Annotated in this window: 13 protein-coding genes; 2 read left to right on the top strand and 11 right to left on the bottom strand. The window is 58.6% G+C overall.

What is annotated here, in order from left to right; genetic code table 11:
• Positions 1 to 21: 21 nt before the first annotated feature.
• Positions 22 to 2,403, top strand: a complete 2,382-nt coding sequence (locus tag ACW9IR_RS07375; RefSeq protein WP_457462450.1) for a DUF3772 domain-containing protein — start codon at positions 22 to 24, stop codon at positions 2,401 to 2,403.
• Positions 2,404 to 2,407: 4 nt separating this feature from the next.
• On the opposite strand, the gene ACW9IR_RS07370 is transcribed toward ACW9IR_RS07375, so the two are convergent.
• The 9 genes from ACW9IR_RS07370 to ACW9IR_RS07330 are packed head-to-tail and all read right to left on the bottom strand — an operon-like array spanning position 2,408 to position 12,133.
• Positions 2,408 to 3,526 (bottom strand): NAD(P)/FAD-dependent oxidoreductase, encoded by a 1,119-nt coding sequence (locus tag ACW9IR_RS07370; RefSeq protein WP_457462448.1) that lies wholly within the window; start codon positions 3,524 to 3,526, stop codon positions 2,408 to 2,410.
• The gene (locus tag ACW9IR_RS07365) at positions 3,523 to 4,626 is read right to left on the bottom strand and encodes a DegT/DnrJ/EryC1/StrS family aminotransferase (protein WP_457462446.1); all 1,104 of its coding nucleotides are present in this window, start codon (positions 4,624 to 4,626) and stop codon (positions 3,523 to 3,525) included. The genes ACW9IR_RS07370 and ACW9IR_RS07365 overlap by 4 nt, the downstream gene beginning before the upstream one ends.
• Positions 4,610 to 5,851: an MFS transporter gene (locus tag ACW9IR_RS07360; RefSeq protein ID WP_095118508.1), complete on the bottom strand. Its 1,242-nt coding sequence runs from the start codon at positions 5,849 to 5,851 to the stop codon at positions 4,610 to 4,612. Before ACW9IR_RS07360 ends, ACW9IR_RS07365 begins: the two co-directional genes overlap by 17 nt.
• A complete protein-coding gene (locus ACW9IR_RS07355; protein ID WP_457462444.1) occupies positions 5,848 to 8,112 on the bottom strand; it encodes a glycosyl hydrolase family 65 protein in 2,265 nt (754 codons plus the stop codon). Before ACW9IR_RS07355 ends, ACW9IR_RS07360 begins: the two co-directional genes overlap by 4 nt.
• Positions 8,106 to 9,152: an NAD-dependent epimerase/dehydratase family protein gene (locus ACW9IR_RS07350; RefSeq protein ID WP_457462442.1), complete on the bottom strand. Its 1,047-nt coding sequence runs from the start codon at positions 9,150 to 9,152 to the stop codon at positions 8,106 to 8,108. Before ACW9IR_RS07350 ends, ACW9IR_RS07355 begins: the two co-directional genes overlap by 7 nt.
• A 2-nt stretch (positions 9,153 to 9,154) precedes the next feature.
• Positions 9,155 to 9,787: a hypothetical protein gene (locus tag ACW9IR_RS07345; protein ID WP_457462440.1), complete on the bottom strand. Its 633-nt coding sequence runs from the start codon at positions 9,785 to 9,787 to the stop codon at positions 9,155 to 9,157.
• Between the two features lie 49 nt (positions 9,788 to 9,836).
• The gene (locus tag ACW9IR_RS07340) at positions 9,837 to 10,319 is read right to left on the bottom strand and encodes an adenylyltransferase/cytidyltransferase family protein (protein WP_052229445.1); all 483 of its coding nucleotides are present in this window, start codon (positions 10,317 to 10,319) and stop codon (positions 9,837 to 9,839) included.
• Between the two features lie 7 nt (positions 10,320 to 10,326).
• Complete coding sequence (locus tag ACW9IR_RS07335) at positions 10,327 to 10,830, bottom strand: GNAT family N-acetyltransferase (RefSeq protein WP_180988074.1); 504 nt, start codon at positions 10,828 to 10,830, stop codon at positions 10,327 to 10,329.
• Positions 10,820 to 12,133, bottom strand: a complete 1,314-nt coding sequence (locus ACW9IR_RS07330; protein WP_457462437.1) for an aspartate aminotransferase family protein — start codon at positions 12,131 to 12,133, stop codon at positions 10,820 to 10,822. The genes ACW9IR_RS07335 and ACW9IR_RS07330 overlap by 11 nt, the downstream gene beginning before the upstream one ends.
• Before the next feature lie 628 nt (positions 12,134 to 12,761).
• Between ACW9IR_RS07330 and ACW9IR_RS07325 the strand changes: the two genes are divergently transcribed.
• Positions 12,762 to 13,223 (top strand): DUF3574 domain-containing protein, encoded by a 462-nt coding sequence (locus ACW9IR_RS07325; RefSeq protein WP_150707876.1) that lies wholly within the window; start codon positions 12,762 to 12,764, stop codon positions 13,221 to 13,223.
• A 153-nt stretch (positions 13,224 to 13,376) separates the two neighbouring features.
• On the opposite strand, the gene ACW9IR_RS07320 is transcribed toward ACW9IR_RS07325, so the two are convergent.
• Together ACW9IR_RS07320 and ACW9IR_RS07315 are read right to left on the bottom strand one after the other, a co-directional pair.
• Entirely contained in the window at positions 13,377 to 14,777 is a 1,401-nt protein-coding gene (locus ACW9IR_RS07320; RefSeq protein WP_457462435.1) for an APC family permease, read from the bottom strand.
• Positions 14,767 to 17,154: a TonB-dependent receptor plug domain-containing protein gene (locus ACW9IR_RS07315; RefSeq protein ID WP_457462433.1), complete on the bottom strand. Its 2,388-nt coding sequence runs from the start codon at positions 17,152 to 17,154 to the stop codon at positions 14,767 to 14,769. Before ACW9IR_RS07315 ends, ACW9IR_RS07320 begins: the two co-directional genes overlap by 11 nt.
• Positions 17,155 to 17,525 lie beyond the last annotated feature (371 nt).

The raw sequence follows: 17,525 nt of genomic DNA, 5'->3' as shown, positions 1-17,525 counted from the left end.
TCAATTCGAGCCTCCCCCTCCATGCGCAACACATTGAAGTCGCTGATCCTTGTCGCGCTCATGCTGCTTGTTCCCGCCGGTTCGTCAATGTGGGCGGCGGATTTGCCAGCGCCCTCGACGAGCGCCGCCGCGCCGCTTGCGGTCATCAATCAAAGTGACTTGCAGGCCCTGCAACTGCGTCTCGACGGCCTCAAGCAACAGATTTCCGCAGCAAACAACTACAACCAGCTCGAAGGTCCGCAGGATCGAGTGCAGGCGTTCATTCTGGATGTCGACCGGTTGTCGGCGGCGTTGTTGCCGCAGCAGGCGCAGTTGGCCGTGCAGTTGGGAGTGCTGGGGGCCGCGCCGGACGCAGAGGTAGCGGCGGAACAGGCGGATATCGTCGCGCAACGGGCGTCCCTGGCGGAGCAGAAGAACAAAGTAGACGGGACGCTGAAGAGCCTGGCGGCGTTGAAGCAGAGCGCGGCGGATCTGATTACGCAGATCGCCGGCATCCGTCGCACACTGCTGGAAAGTGAGCTGACGCTGGGCACTGACAGCGTGTTGAGTCCAAGTTTCTGGTCGCCACTGGTGAGTCCGACCGAGGATGATCGTCAGCGTCTGCGTTTTTTCGTCGCGCAGGTGCGTGACACATGGGCCACCGTGTGGGCCCCGGGCCAACGCGTCTATACCAGTGTGCTGATGGCGTTGGCGCTGATCATCTGGACGTTCGGGCGCAGGCTCGCGGAACGGGGTCTGACCTGGGTGTGCATTTACCGCATGCCCGAGGGACGCCTGCGCCGCAGTGCGCTGGCGTTCGCCTCGGCGCTGGCGACCATCGCCACCACCGGCATTGCCTTGCAGTTGCTGTTCTACGCCTGCACCCGCCATCAACCTTTGCCGCCGGTGCTGGAAACTTTTTCCGAAGAGTTCGAGAAGGTCGTGTATGCCTGCGTGCTGCTCACCGGGTTGAGCCGCGCGTTGCTGTCGACCGAACATCCCTCGTGGCGCCTGCCGGCGATTGCCGATCAGGTGGCGCTGGCGCTCAAGCCCTACCCGCGCATTCTGTCCTGCACGTTACTGGTGCTGGTGACGCTGGTGCAGGTCAGCAACGCCACCGGCATGAGCAGCCAGATCGTGATCGCCGGGCGCGGGGTCATTTCGATCGTCGTGCTGGCGATCGTGACGGTCCTGCTGTTGCGCGTCGGCAAGGTGCACAAGGCGCTGGTCGCGGACAATGATGCGGCGGCGAACAGCACGTTTGCCGGGGTGATTTACACCATTGCCGGCATCTCGATGTTTGTCTCGGCGATCGCGCTGCTGGCTGGCTACGTGTCGCTGGCGCGGTTCATCAGTTATGAGCTGGTATGGGCGTACATTGTCTTGTCGGGTTTCTACCTGCTGATCCAGTTGATCAAGGATGTCTGCGAGCACGTGTTTTCGCCACGGCACGCTAGCGGCCAGGCGCTCAAACAGTTATTGGGTATCGGTGATCGACGACTCGATCAGATTTCGATTCTGCTGTCCGGTTTCAGTCGGGCCGCGCTGTTGCTGCTGGCGGTCATCGCTCTGTTTGTCGGCGGCATCGGCACCACGCTCGGGCAACTGGCGAGCAATATCATGGCAATCCTTGGCGGCGCCGGGTTGCGCAAGCTGAACATCGTTCCCGGCCATCTGCTCAATGCCGTGCTGGCGCTGATGATCGGCATCTGGCTGATCCGCGCCCTGCGCCGTTGGCTCGACAATGAGTTTCTGCCCAAGACCGACATGGACCCGGGCATGTGCGCTTCGCTGAGCACGCTGTTTTCCAACATCGGTTATGCCTTTGTGATTCTGCTGACGCTGTCGTCGCTGGGCGTGCAGTGGACCAATCTGGCGTGGATCGTCAGTGCGTTGTCGGTGGGCATCGGTTTCGGCTTGCAGGAGATCGTGAAGAACTTCGTCTCCGGCCTGATTCTGCTCACCGAGCGTCCGGTGAAAGTTGGCGATTTGATCAGCATCAGTGGCGTCGAAGGCGATATTCGCCGGATCAACGTGCGCGCCACGGAAATCCAGCTCAGCGACCGCTCGATTGTGATCGTGCCGAACTCGCAACTGATCTCGCAGAACCTGCGCAACGTGACACTGGGCGGCAGCGCGCAAGGCGTCGCATCGCTGGAGTTGGTGTTCCCGCTGGACATCGATCCCGAAGCCGTCAAAGACCTGTTGCTCACAACTTATCGGGAGAACGAAACCATCCTCGATAAACCGGCGCCGTTCGTGCGCTTCAGCAAGCTGTCGCCGGACGGAATCACCTTGACGGTGACCGGGTACGTGGGCAGCCCGAGGATTGTCGGGGTGACCAAGAGCGATCTTTTGTTCGAAGTGCTCAAGCGTCTGGGGGCGGCGGGAATTGCGCTGGCGCAGCCGGCGGCGAGTACGTGAGTAATCAATGAGGCGAACAACCGCCGATTTCCTGCACGACGCGGTCCGCCAAAGCCAGACAGCTCGTCAGCCCCGGAGACTCGATGCCAAACAGATTCACCAGACCCGGCACGCCATGCGCCGCTGGGCCACTGATGACAAAGTCCGCCGCCGGTTGCTGTTCGCCGCTGATCTTCGGGCGGATGCCGCTGTACGCCGGTTGCAGACTGCCATCGGGCAGCCCCGGCCAATAGCGGCGAATCGCCTGATAAAAGCTGTCGGCCCGCTGCGGGTCAACGCGGTAATCAACGTCCGCGACCCATTCCACATCCGGCCCGAAGCGCGCCTGCCCCGCGAGGTCGAGCGTCATGTGGACACCGAGTCCGGCGGCTTCGGGTGCGGGGTAGACCAGATGGCGAAAAGGTATCCGCCCGCTGAAGCTGAAATAGCTGCCTTTGCACAACCGCGGCACGGGGATGAACGATGAGCACAGGCCGGTGATACGACTTGCGACTTGCGGCGCCGACAAACCGGCACAATTGACCAATTCGCGACAACCCAGGGTCATGGGCTGCGCACCGCCCATCCGCAACTCGATCCCGGCAGGGTGACAGCGGGCGGATTCAAACGGGGTATGAAAGGCAAACGAGGTACCCATGGACTCGGCATCCGCTTGCAGGGCGAGCATCAAGGCATGGGAGTCGACAATTCCGGTGGAGGGCGACCAGAGTGCCGCGACACAGGACAGTTCCGGCTCCAGCGCCAGCGCCTGGCGCGCGTCGAGCAACTGCAAGCCCTCGACACCGTTGCGCCGCCCCTGCTCCCACAAGCGTTGCAAGGCACCGCGCTGCGCGTCATCGGTCGCAACGATCAGCTTGCCCAGACGCTGGCAAGCCACGGCGTGCGCCTCACAGAAGGCATACAGACGACGGTTGCCTTGCACACACATTTGCGCCTTCAAGCTGTTGCCGGCGTAATAGATACCGGCATGGATGACCTCTGAATTGCGCGAACTGATGCCCTTCCCGATGCCCTCGCCCGCCTCCACCACAATCACTTCACGCCCACTGGAGGCCAGTGCCCGGGCCACCGCCAGCCCGAGCACACCGGCGCCGATCACTACGCATTCGATATCGATATTCACCGCCCCTCCGTGCGTTCGAATTGCTTGATCAGCGTGGTGACCTTCTCCACCTCGCCATCCGACAAATGATGATGACAAGGAAGGGTGAGCATTTGCCGGGACAGACGTTCGGTATTGGCCAGCACGAGGCGCGGCTGACTGCTCAACCAAGCTTTTTGCCAATGGATGGGCAGCGGATAATGAATCGCCGTTTGCACATCGTACTGCGCCAGAAACGCCTGCAAGCGATCACGATTTTGCGACTGCACGACATAGTGATAATAGGAATTTCCCGGCTTGCCGCCACCCAGGTCGGTACCCGTACGAGTGGTGCCGAGGACGTCATCATAGAAAGCGGCGATTTCCACACGTCTTTTCAGCCATTGATCCAGATACTGCGCTTTGACATTGAGCGCCGCGGCCTGCAACGAGTCGAGGCGCGAATTGATCCCGAACCGCACCGATTCGTTACGGGTTTCCAGGCCATGATTGCGTGCAATACGTGCGTATTCGGCAATCTTCGGATTGCGGGTGACCAGCATACCGCCATCCCCCAGGCCCCCAAGCGTCTTCAACGGATGCATGGAAAAGGCTGAGGCATCGCCTCGAGTGCCGACTTGCTGACCGTCGAGGGTAGTGCCGATCGCCTGTGCGCAATCCTCGATGACGGCCACTGCGCGGGCACGGCACAGGTCGAGGATGGCATCGATATTCAGCGGACGTCCGCGCAGATAGACCGGAATGACCGCTTTGGTCCGCTCATTCAAAAGGGGCGCAATCGTATCGACGTTCATCAGCTCATCGTCGCCCACGTCCGCCAGGATCGGCCGGGCACCTGCCGCCACAATGGCACCGACGGTGGCAACAAAGGTATTGGCGCAGGTAATGACTTCGTCGCCAGGCCCGATATCCAGCGCACGCAATGCCAGAAACAACGCATCCGTGCCTGAATTGAGGGCCACCGCATGCGCCCCGCCACAGCGTTCCGACATCCAGGCTTCGAACGCCAGAACCTCTTCACCCAGGATGAATTCGCCTGACTGCAGGAGCGCCTGCCAGCGCTCGACAATCTCGCTCGAAAGGTCTTGGGCCTGTTCCTGGACGTTATTGCACTTGATCATTTCGCGCACTCCTTGGCATGAACATGAGGGAAGTCAGGACAATCAGCAGGGTCCCGACCGCACTGACAACAGCGGTAAGCGTGAGGGTCTGGGAGTAGCCGACGATTCCGCCGACCACACCGCTGCCCAGATAGATGAAGGGGTGCACGCCGCTGGTCACGAAGGTATCGACCGCCACGACCTTGCCCAGATCCTTCTCCGGGGAATGTGTCTGCATGGCAGTTGCCCAGCCGGTGAGCCAGGAGGCTTCGACGATGCCGACGAACGTCGCCCCCAGAATCGCCATCCACGCCGATGTGCCCAGCCCGAGCAAGGCCATTGCCCCCGCGAGAAACAATCCGCAAGTGACGGCGAGCCCCACCAGTCGCTCATGCCCCGAGGCCAGCACCGTGATGACCGAACCGATGCAAGCGCCGAACCCCGATGCCGCCAGGCAATAACCCCACATGTCTTCACTGAAGCGCTGACTGATCGCATAAGGGGCAACGACCAGAAAGATCGGGAAACACAACACGTTCACCACCAGCGTCGCGGCAAAACCCAACAGCAGCGTGGCGTTGTTGACGACCACGGTGATGCCGTTGAGCGCTTCACGCAGCGAGAACTCTTCTTCCGATTCATGGTGGCCGACATTCGGCAGCTGCGCGGTGTAAATGGCAGCGCAGAAGAAGGTCAGCCCATCGATCAGGATCCCCCACACTGGGTCCCAAAGAATGATGAACACCCCTAGCGTCGCCGGAAACAGAATGGCGACCAGGTTATCGATGAAGTTCATCGCCCCGTTGCCCGCCACCAGGGCCTTTTTCGGCAACAGATTGACCAGCAGCACCTGTGCACAGGGTTTCGATACACCAATACCGATACCGAAGATCAGATACGCCAGCACCAAAAAGCCCCAGTGCGCCCCTGTCACCAGCAGCGCAACGGCGGCCAGTTGCGCAAGGCCTCGCGCCGTATCGGTGTAGATGAGTACCTGCCGGGGCGATTTGCGATCCGCCAGCATCCCCCCGGCCAGCGCACCGATAACGGTTCCGACACCGACGGCAGCCATGATGAAACCAAATACATCACCACCGAAACCGTCGCGAATCAGTGCGATCGGCAGCGCCGCCAGGCAGATGGCATCGCCGGCCATCGACAGGCCCTGGCCAATCAGCAACTTGCGAAACGGCAAGACACCCAAGGCTTCGTTGTAAGGTGACAAGCGTTCTTTGATAGAAATCATGGGTGCCCCTCCTTGAGGCCTATTCGTCCATCCTCGCCGCGCTGGGTCGGCAACTGGCGATCGCCGTGGCGAATCTCCAGCTCGTCGTCACCGAGTACGGAAATCCGCAGTCTTTGCCCGCGGAACTGCAGAGTGAAATGGTAAGCCTGCCAGTGTGCGGGCAACTTCGGTCGGAAGGCCAGTTGGCCCGATTCGATATCCAGCCCCGACAGCCCCTCGACCAATCCTTGCCAGGCGCCGGCATAGGCGGAAAGATGCAGCCCGTTGCTGTAGTCGTCGACCGGCGTGAAGTCGAGGTTATAGCGGCTGGCCCGGGCAATGAAATCGGCACTGGTGTGCGTCTCGCCCAGATGCGCGGCGACGACGGCATGCGGGCCGTAACTCAACGAGGACTCATGCACCGTACGCGGTTCATAGTAATTGAACGCGGCCCGCTTCACGGCCGCTGAAAAATCGTCGGGAAACATCGACATCAACAGCACGATGTCAGCCTGCTTGACCAGTTGCGAATCGAAGTTTTGCAGTTTCTCCGCGCTGTCGCGTTCGACCTCGTCGGCAAACTGCGGCCCACGCTGTTTGACCACACGCAGGCGGGTGTCCGGCAATGCCGCATAACCTTCGAACTCCTCAGGAATGGCCACCCCGTCCACCGTGATCCACGGCAGGTAGACGTTATCGGCTATCGCTTGCCAGAGTCGGCGTTGCGCGCCAGACACCCCGGGAAAGCCCGGGCGGTCCAGCAATGAAAGCACCCGCCGGATACTCCAGCGCAGCAGGTAATTGGTAAAGAAACTGTTGTTCACGTGGTAGTGATACTCGTCCGGGCCCATGACCGAATTCACCCCATAGGCCTGCTTGCTCTCTGACCACTTGAACACCGATGCCGCGAATCGAGCGCTTTCAATCAGGATTTCGAAGCCCCGAGACGCCATGAACGCGTCATCACCGGTTACCGCCCAGTACTTGTTCACGGCATAGCTGACGTCTGCCGAAATGTGCAGCACCTCATCGACACTCCACTCTCGCCTTATGTCCTGTTCAGGATAGGACAGCACATAATGCGGGCCATTTTCGCCGCCCTGATCGTTGGACGCCTCCGGGAACCGTGCGCCGCAAAAGCCAGTGGAGCGCGCGAACTGCAGCGCTTTTTCGATGAAGGTGTAGCGGTAGTCAATCAATGCCCTGGCAACGTCCGGCGCGTTCCAGATCCAGAACATGCACTTGTGCAGTTCGGTGTCGAAGAACGTCGCACCAGAATGGTAAGTGCTGGTCAGGCCTCGCGCCGGCGATATCGTGCCATTGACGCCATGCGCTGCGCCGAGGCCATGTTGCAGCAATTGGAATACTGCGTACTTCATACCCAGATCAGTGCACGTGTGCGGAGCCTGAATGGTGACTTCATGCTCACGCCAGAGGCTGTTCCATTGGCTCAAATGACAGCCTTGAATCCTTGCGACATCAAAGTCGCCGGCAAACGTGTCAGGGTGGGTCTGATCGCTATCGACGCCCACCCGCCAATGCGTCACCAACCGGTGCTGGCTGACCGCTGCAAAGTCGAGGGTTACCGAAGCCACACAACCCTCTTGCCCCTGCCGCCAGGAAACGACGGAACTCGCCGTTGAATCCGCCTGTTCGACGCGCACGTCATAACGCAGCCGCTGCTCGGCCGTGTCGACGATCAGGCTGAACGACGCTTGATCGACAACGCTTTCCCCGAAATGGTAATGCCGCGCGGTCAGCCAGTCACAAGCCCCGAGGTATTCGTTCGACGCGCTGCCATCCACTCCGTAATCAAGCCTCAATCGATGGCGTGCGGTGCCCGTGCCGAGGCGTTTCAAACTGATCTGCGTCAACACCGCCGCCTGATCCGGGGCATCAATGAACTGGGTGACCGTCAGCTCATATTGCACTCCGGCCAGCTGAAACTGCTCGCAACTGCTGACGGTCGCCTGATCGAGTGCCAACACCACCACGGGTTCGTTGCTTGCCGGCTCAAGCGGCAACCCCGTATCAACATCGTAAAGCCGCAGGATGGCCGGCGCGGGCAAGGCAATGATTTCCCGCGAGACGCCGACACCGGCCGCATACACCCCCGCCAACAGCAACTGCGTGCGCCGGCTGCGTGGCGATGCGTTGGGCATGTGCGCACGCACGCCGAGCAAGGGATTGGCCAGGGTCGCCACGCACGCCGCGAAGGATGACGATCTCGCGTTGATCGCGACAATGTCTTCGCGGTGCTCGCCGTAGGAAATGCTCAGCACGATGCGCCTCCTGACGCCTGGAACGACCAGTCGTTGTGCAGCATGTTGCGTACGTTGTGATAACGGATATCCGCTAACACATCGCCGCTGTCCTTGAAGTTCCCCGACTGCCACTGCTCGCAGATTTCGACGATCGCATCGCGGATCGAAAAGATGAATTCGAAACCCAGCGTCTGTTGCACCCGTCGGGAATCCAGCCGGTAGGATCGAACATCGTCACTGTGGGTCGTGGTGATCGGCACATTGGTGCGGAAGTACCGATCGACAATCTCTTTTACCTGACTGGCAATGTCGGTCACCGTGTGGTTCTCGTAGCCGACATTGATTGCCGTCCCGGACACCTCGCCCAGGGACTCCCGTTCGACCAGCATCGTATACAGCCGGGTCAGATCGCCGATATGCACGTTAGGGCGATACTGACTGCCGCCGAATACGGTGATTTCACCGCGCGCCAGCGCACTGGCGGTCAGGATGTTCACGGTCAGATCCAGACGTTGCCGGGGCGACCAGCCGCACACCGTGGCGGCGCGAACCGCGACAGTCTCGAACGATGAATCGGTCAGTTCGAAGAGTATCTTCTCGCCATCAGCCTTGAACCGGTTGTAGTCGGTGATGGGCACGCAGGGCTGGCGTTCGTCGACAAAAGGTTCTGCATTGACGCCGTAGACACTCGCTGAAGACGCGTAGATAAAACGCCGGCAACCCAGACGCTTGGCGCTGCTCATGAGATGCGGCAGGCAATCGATGTTTATCGATTGGCCCAGTTCCGGAGCCGAATTGAAACTCGGATCGTTCGCCACTGCAGCAAGATGCACAACAGTGTCGACACCTTGCAGCGACGTTTCCACGAGCGCCGGATCGCGTATGTCGCCCTTGATGAGTTCCAGGCCAGGATGGTTCAGCACACCTTCGAGCCCGTTGCCGAAATACAGCGCATCCAGCACCCGGACGCTGTACCCGGCGGCAAGCAGTTTGGGCACCAGACGCGAGCCAATGTAGCCAGCACCGCCGGTAACAAGAACAGTTGATTCCTTTTTCATGGTTAATTCCTTCCCTGTGGTGAGTGCGCCAGCGTGAATTCATCAAGCGATGACAGTATTGAAGCGCGTGGATGGCTAGCCTTGGGTTCAAGCGGATCACGGCGAATCTGCCAGGCGCGCACGCCCAGGCCGCACGCCAGGTCAGTCGCATAGGGGCTGTCATCGATCAGCTGAACATCCTGCGGAGCGTGGTCGCCGATCAGTTGTTGAACCAGTTTGTCGCGGGTTTGATGTGGTGCTTGCCGGGTAATCGAGACCGGCGCCTGTCCCCATACGTTCGCCCGTTTCAGCGCCGCCTCGAACAATTGCGGAGCATTCAGCGACGCCGTATAGAACATCACCGGCTGCGCAGACGCTTCGATGCGCTGCAGCAATCGCAAAGAATCCTCGAACAGCTCGGTGCCCGGTGAGAGCCGCTGGAATTCCTCCTGTTTGTACGCGGCCAGCTCGTCGGCGCTGAACCTTGCGGACATTGCACCGCCGGCATGACGGGTGGTCAGCGCCAGCAGTCGGGAAGCGCCTTCCATGCGTGGCCGCCCGGCGATGTGCTCGATGTATTGCTGCGATGTCAGTTGCTGTCCTGAAAACTCAAGGGCCGCATTGCGCCAGGCTTCGAAATGCGGTGTGTCGATCATTGTTCCGTCGAGATCAATCAGTAAAAGGTTCGACATGGTTGTTTACCTGTCAGCTGTTCTTGGCCATGACCAGTTGAGCGATCCTGGAAGTCGAGTCGAATATCTTGTCGTCCGTCAGCACCATCCGCCCTCCCACGCTTTCAACCAGCGCCCGCTCCGCCTGCAGTCTGGTGTCCGATCCATCGGTGTAATCCGCGCCCTTGAAATACAAATTGGGGCGCAATGTCTTGATCATGAATTCAGCGGTAGCTGTATGGTTGACGATGACGTAATCGCAATAACGGATGGAAGCGAGAAACTCCGCGCGCTTTCGATCGGGAAATACCGGCCGGTCCGCGCCTTTGTTCACGTATGGGTCTGCGGTGACGGATACGAACAGTCGATCGACCATCGTATTGGCGCGCTGCAGATGATAAATATGCCCAGGGTGAACAATGTCAAAACAACCGTGACAAAGCCCGATCACCAAACCTTTTTCGCGGCAATAAACCGCCTCGTCCTGCAATGCAGTAATGTCATTCAAAACGCCCATGATAAATTCAATCCTTTGATTTGAGAGATTTAGCCATGATGTTCAAGTGTTCAAACTCACCCCAATAATCGGGAAGTTGCCCGACGATCTGAAAGCCATTGCGTAAATGAAAGCGGTAGGCCGCCCGTTCTCTGTCGATATTGCCGATATCGAGACACAGCCAGGCCTTCTTATGTTCCAGTGCAAACTTTTCAATCTCGTCATATAACAAGGACGCAACGCCATATCGACGATATTCACTGTCAACAATCAACCAGTCTGCCCATAACACATGCTTTGACGGGATAGGGCCCGGAGCGCACCCCATGGTTCCGATAACCACATCGCCTAGTGCGGCAATAAAACGATCGCCCTCATGGTTTGGGTCAGCGAGTTCCCGGGCAAATTGCTCACCGGCAGATTCAGTCAAGTCCTCGCTGGAACCAATTTGTGCGACCAGTGCCAGCACTGCCGGCATATCGGACTTTATGAATCGGCGAATGCAAATATCCTGATCAAGTTCATTTTCCATGGAATGGAATCCTCTTGAGTGCCGAATCCAGTCGATCACAGGCATCCGCGATCATTTCCGCTGTGTGCGCCGCGCTAAGTGTTACCGGCTCAGGACAGTAACCAAGGGGCATCAGGAAGCCATACAGGTTGTATTCGCAGGACAACAGATAAAACAACTTCTGGGCAAAATCGATCGGATAAAAACCTTCTATCTCCTTCATTGTCCGAGGACGTTCGGAAGTGCCGATATGGACGCCGATTCGACCGCCATAACCATCGATATGGCAAGGAATCCGGTGTTTATCGAAGACATCCCGAAGTCCCGATTTCAACTGAGACTCCAGCGCGGCGACGTGCCGATGCACCGCACCGTCCTGCAGGTGATCGATAGCGGCAAGTGCGGCGGACACAGAAAGATAGCGCCCGGTGTTGGTGCCGCTGATCTGTACCGGACCGCGGGGCGCGATGACATCCATGTACTCGGCTTTACCGGCAATCCCGGCGATGGGCATGCCGCAACCGAACGCCTTGCCGAAGGCGGCAATGTCAGGAGTGACCGCGAAATCTTTCTGCGCACCGCCGATATTGGCGCGAAACCCGGTCAGCACTTCATCGAAAATCAACAACGCCCCGTGCCGCGTGGTCAATGCCCGCAACTTTTGCAGAAAGCCCTCGTCCGGTTTGATGCAGCCGAGGTTCAGGGCGACAGGTTCCAGAATCACGCCCGCGACATCGTCCTTGTACTTTTCAAAGGCGTGCTCCACGGCTTGCAGATCGTTCCAAGAAACCGCCACCGTCAAACTTCCGAATTCGTTCGGAATACCCACAGTACCTGACAGACGCTCCAGTTCTCCGCCGGCCAATACCTCACCCGAGCGTGGCGAAGAATCCACGTTCCAGGTCAGCGAATCATTGAGCCCATGAAAATGGCCTTCAAACTTGATGATGATTCGTTTGCCGGTAACGGCACGGGCAATGCGCGTTGCATACATGGTGGCTTCCAGGCCGGAGTTCACCAGTCGCAACTTCTCGGCGCACGGCACCACCGCGCAAAACTTCTCGCTCAACAGGCGATGTTCATCGGTTTCGTATTGTTGGAGAAAACCTCGCTCCAGGGCTTTGCTGATCGAATGTTTGATGACCGGACTATCGTGCCCTAACAGGCATGAACCCCAGCCCATAATATAATCGTCGCACCATTCGCCAGAGGATAACTGAATACGCGCACCCGCAGTATTCTGCACATTGATCGGCCCAACTACCGACAAGTGATTCCATCCTGACAGTACATTTCCAACACGTGTTTCTCTTAAACAATCCATGACCACTGACACTCCTTTCATACCATTGAGTGTGAATAACAACCCTGCACTCACGCAGAACACAGGCGCTATAAGGCATGCAAAAAACTCACACGAAAAATCGCGCGACATTCGAAATCAGACAAATACTTAGTCAAGTAAAGTTGTGAAGAAAGAACCTAGTCTCGCCCCCTCACAGCGTCAATTTAAAAACTAAATCGCAAACACAACAAGCTGATTCCCATGAAGAAAAACTTTCCTTAAACACAAACAGCCAAACAATCCGCGCAGGTTATTTCAAAAAATTATAAATTCATTAAAAAGCAAACTTATCAGCAGGTTATGCCACCCATTCCGAACAACGCTTCAATATAAAAAATCTGATACGCAAATTCCTCGAGCATCTGAGATGATCAATTAATTGTCCGACTATTCAAGAAGCAAAAGTCATCACTTAACACTTGGCGCACGGCAGCACATACCCGAAACTGACGCGAACCGCTTTAAAACCCTTGGACATGAAACGATTAAATACGCCGCAACCTCTTATTCCAGAAATAGAGGCCAGGTAAGTTTTTTAATCTTTTATCGCTATTTAGCTCGCATTCTATAATTGCCCCGCCTGCACTCATATAAGAAGGAAAGCTCCATGCCAAAACGCTTGTTACTGGTTGCACTGTTCGTTGCGGTCGCCGGTTGCGCCAGCCCTCCTCCCGCCTCTGTTCACACCCACGATCCATCCAGTTCCACTCTGCAGGGCGACGCCTCGCGTCCGGCGCAGGCGCAGTGGATTCGCACCGAGCTGTATTTCTCGGTGGGTTCGATCGATGGCAAGGACGGTGCAGTCAGCCCGGCGCGCTGGCGCGAGTTTCTCGATCAGGAGGTCACGTCGCGCTTTCCGGATGGGTTCAGTGTGTTTGATGCCTATGGGCAGTGGCGGGATAAGGGAGCGAAGGAACCTGAGCGGTTGAGTACCAAGGTGATTGTGATCTTGCATGAGAACAGTGCGAAGAATGTGAGCAATATTGAAGCGATTCGGCTGGCTTACAAGCGTATTACCGGGGACTTGTCGGTGCTGCGGTTGTCGCAGCCGGCGCAGGTGTCCTTCTAGAATCAGAAGCCCCTCACCCTAGCCCTCTCCCAAAGGGAGAGGGAACCGATCCGGGGATATTGGAGGAGTACGCCGACCTGAACGTGCTTCACTGAATCCATGATCGACCTCAGCCTGAGTTTGCTTCAATGAATCCATAATCGATTCGGTCTTTCAGGTCGATGTATCCCCCAAGACACCTCGGTCGGCCCCCTCTCCCTCCGGGAGAGGGCTGGGGTGAGGGCTTGGCGTCAGTCGGCTCAATACTGCCAATATCACCGCACCCACCAACAACACCCCAATCCCGAAAAACGCCCCAAACCCCACCACCGTCACGCTGGAATACAGCATGTACAGGCACAACCCGAAGAACAGCAGCGGCAACAGCGGATACAACGGCACCTTCACCGGCCTCGGCACCTCGGGAAAACGCCGTCGCAGAATGATCAGCGCCACGCTGCTCAAACTCAGAAACAGCCAGTACACCGGGGTCAGGTATTCAACCATCGTATTGAATCCACTCTGGGTGAAACTGCCAAACAGCACCAGCAACAACGCCACCGCACCTTCTGCCAGCAACGCTTTGCGCGGCACGCCATGCCGGTCATCCCAGGCGCCGAAACTGCGCAGTTGCGGCACATCACGCGCAGCCGCGTAAGTGGTGCGAGCGCCGACCAGCAAGGTCGAGTTGATGGTCGCGATCGCGGCGATGCCAACCATCAGCAGTATCAACATGACACCCGGAGCACCGAAGGCGCGGTTCAATAACTCCACCGCCGGTGCATTGCTGGCGGCCAGTCCCGGGAATCCCAGGCCCACAACGAACGCCCAATTGAGCGCCAGATAGATCGCCATCAACACACTCAGCGCACCGAGCATGGCGATGAAAATTCCCCGCCGGCCATCACGCACTTCTGCCGATAACGTCGCCGCATCGCTCCAGCCTCCGAACGCCAGAAAGACGAAAATCATCGCCGCCGAGAAGCCAGCCATGCCAGTGTTTTGCGCGACGGGCGCAAGACTCGGCGCAGGCGCTTCGATGCCTTGCCAGGCCAGAAAAACACCGGCACTGGCAATGCTCAAAAAACCCAGTGCAAGCAGGCCAACCAGCAAGGTCTGCGTGATGAAGCCGATGTGTTTACCGGCAAGATTAAGCAGCACCAACGCCGCAATCACCGCCCCGGCAAACAGCCCCGAACCGTACTGACCCAGCGGCACCACCGCATCGACATAATCGGCAAACATGAACGCCGACAACGCTATCCACCCGGTGTGCATCACCGAAAACCGCGACCAGGCGAACAAAAATCCCATGCGCTCGCCATACGCCGTGCGCAGAAAGTGATAGTCGCCGCCCGGGTGCGGAAACGCCGTGGCCATCTCGGCAAAACACAGCGCACCGATCATTGATGCGACGCCGCCAAGCACCCACACCCAATAGAAATGCTCCGGCCCGACGTTAAGCGCCACTGTCGGCGCGGTTTTCAGGATGTCGGTGGTGATCACCATGCCCAGCGTGATCAGCAACGCCTGAAACACCGGCAGGTGCCGCCCCGGCCCCGCGTCAGAAACCATAGGTGGCGCGGGCGTAGTAGTAGGCGCCATTGGTGCCGATCGGCGAGAGCACGTCGTACGGCAGGTTGCCGCCGTAGTTGATCGCCGAACCGGAACGTTCCGGGTAGTTGTCGGTGAGGTTGTTGCCGCCCACGGCAATGTTGAATTTCGGCGTGAATTTGTAAGCCACCTCGGCGTCCAGTTGCCACACGGCGCCATAGGTTTGCTCCGGTTGCGAGTCGCCGAAGTCGAACACCCGGGTGGTCTCGCCCTGTCGCGTCAACCGCCCGAGCAGGCCCCAATGCTCGCTGGCCCAGTTAGCGGAAAAGATGAAGCGATCCTTCGGCGCAGCGTCGGTCAGGGTATTGGTTTCTTCGACGCCAACGAGGGCGTCATTGCCAATGCCCAGTGCCGTCAGTTGCGACGGTGTGCCTTTGGTGCTGGTGACTTTGGTGTGGTTGTAGGTGTACGCGGTGGTCAGGCCCAGTTGCCCTTCGTAGAACGGCTGGTGGTAGTTGAGCACCAGTTCGGCGCCGTGGGTGCTGGTGTCCGCCGCGTTGGTGAAGAAGTTGACGTCGTGCACGCCAGCAACGCCGAAGTTGTCATTGATGTAGTTTTCCAGAGCATCGCTGCCAATGCGTTGCGACAGAGTGATGCGATCTTTGACGTCGATGCGGAACACGTCCAGCGAGGCGTCGAAGCGTTCGTTCAACTGGACAGTCAGGCCAAGGCTGAAGTTCTTCGAGGTTTCCGGATCAAGCTTCTCGGCGCCGAGTGCACGGGCGATCGGATCGTTGACCGAGAGCACACGGATATCAGTCAGCGTGCCGCCATCGCCGAAGTTGCTGGTGGTGTTCTGGAAGCCGCTTTGGGCCAGCGACGGCGCGCGGAAGTTGTTCGAAACCGCACCGCGCAAGGCCCATTGCTCGGTGAGTTTGTAGCGACCGCTGAGTTTGCCGGTGAGTTTGCTGCCGGCGTCGTCGTAATGCTCCCAGCGCGTGGCGGCGTCGACGAACAAGCGATCAGTGAGATCGCCGGACAACTCGGCATAGGTGCCGAACACGTTGCGATCCAGATCCGACTCTTCGCTCGGGCGCAGGCCATTGGCGCCGTCCGCCCCGGAGCCGATATACGAGGCCTCGTCACCGGCATAGGTCAGGTAGTTTTCGTAGCGGTATTCGCCGCCCACCGCCAGTACGAACGAGCGCTCGCCGAGACGCAGTTCACGGCTGAAGTCGAGGTTGCTGGTGGTCTGACGCAGCTCGTAATCGCCGGTGTCGAACTTCGTCGGTGAGTCTTCGCCGAGGCTGACGTTAAGCGTGCGCCGGGTCGAGCCATCGAAGCGGTTGCGACCGTGGGTGACGCTGCTGTCGAAGTCCCAATCGTCACCGATCAGGCCTTTGAACCCGGCCGTGGCTGAGACGTCTTTGTTGTCGCCGAGCGATTGCGGCAAGTAGCCGTTGGGGTAGAACTGCGGCTGTTCGTACGGATAACGATAGAACTCGGCGCCGGTGGTGTGGCGCTGGTTATAAGTGCCAAAGCTGTAGGCCTTGCCGCCGGCCAGCGGCAGTTCGCTGTTGAACCAGAGATTGACGTCGCGCGCGACGCCGTCGCCCATCACATAGTTGCGCTGACCTGGGGTATCGGCAAAGCCGTCAAAACCGGCGCGGTTGGTCGGGTTGCGATCCTTGTATTCGGTGCCGCCGCGGATAAACCCGCCCTCTTCGCCCAGGCGCGTGCCGATCTTCGCGGTGGTCACGCTGTTCTGGCCGTCGGTGGTGGTCTTGTCGATGGCGTCCTGATGGGTGTGATAAGCGCCATAACTGGTCGACACTTCGCCGCCCTCGGGCGCGTCGTCGAGAATGATGTTGATCACCCCGGCAATCGCATCGGAGCCGTACTGCGCGCCGGCACCGTCACGCAGCACTTCGATGCGTTTGATCGCGCTGAGCGGGATCGAGTTGAAATCCACGGGTGCGGTACCGCGGCCAATCTTCGATGAGTCGTTGACCACCGCTGACGTATGGCGACGCTTGCCGTTGACCAGCACCAGCACCTGATCCGGGCTCATGCCACGCAGTTGCGCCGCGCGCACATGGTCGGCGCCACCGGAGTTGGATTGGCGCGGCAGGCTGAAGGATGGCAACAGCGTCTGCAACGCCGCGCCCAGTTCACCGTCAGCGGCGCCGGCGGATTTCAGGTCTTCTGCGGTGAGCACGTCGACCGGTACCGGAGAATCGAGAACGGTGCGTGACGTACCCCGGGTGCCGGTGACCAACACCGTGCCGAGTCGGGATTCGCTGTCAGCGCTTGCCGCAGTTTCTTCGGCATTGGCCGGAAGTTGCCAGATGGCGCACGCGACAGTAGCCGCCAGTAATGAACGGGAACGGTAATGCATATAACAGCTCCTTGAATCGCAGTTAATACCCGGCCGTCGCCGACAATAAAAGTGCGGCAAGCAATGCGCGGCAATGTCTGCTGTAGTTTTGGATTTCTGGAAGGCAGTGAAGCTTTTTTACGGTGAGTTGCAGTTTCCCCAGCGTGAGACGTTTCCCCTTGAAAGCCGATGCTAGACGAGCTGCCGCAACTCGTAAAAGAACCAATAACGCTTAGGTTAGATCGCTCTAAAGGATTGTTCTTAGTTCAGCAGAAGTGTTTCTGAGCCAACACCTGAACCAACTAACACCAATTTTTTAGATTGAAATGCAGGCCCCCTGTAGGAGTGAGCCTGCTCGCGATAGCGGTGTGTCAGTTGACAACTTTTTTACT

Source organism: Pseudomonas sp. SDT291_1_S447, from assembly GCF_054070155.1.
This window is presented reverse-complemented; position numbering and strand designations above follow the sequence as displayed.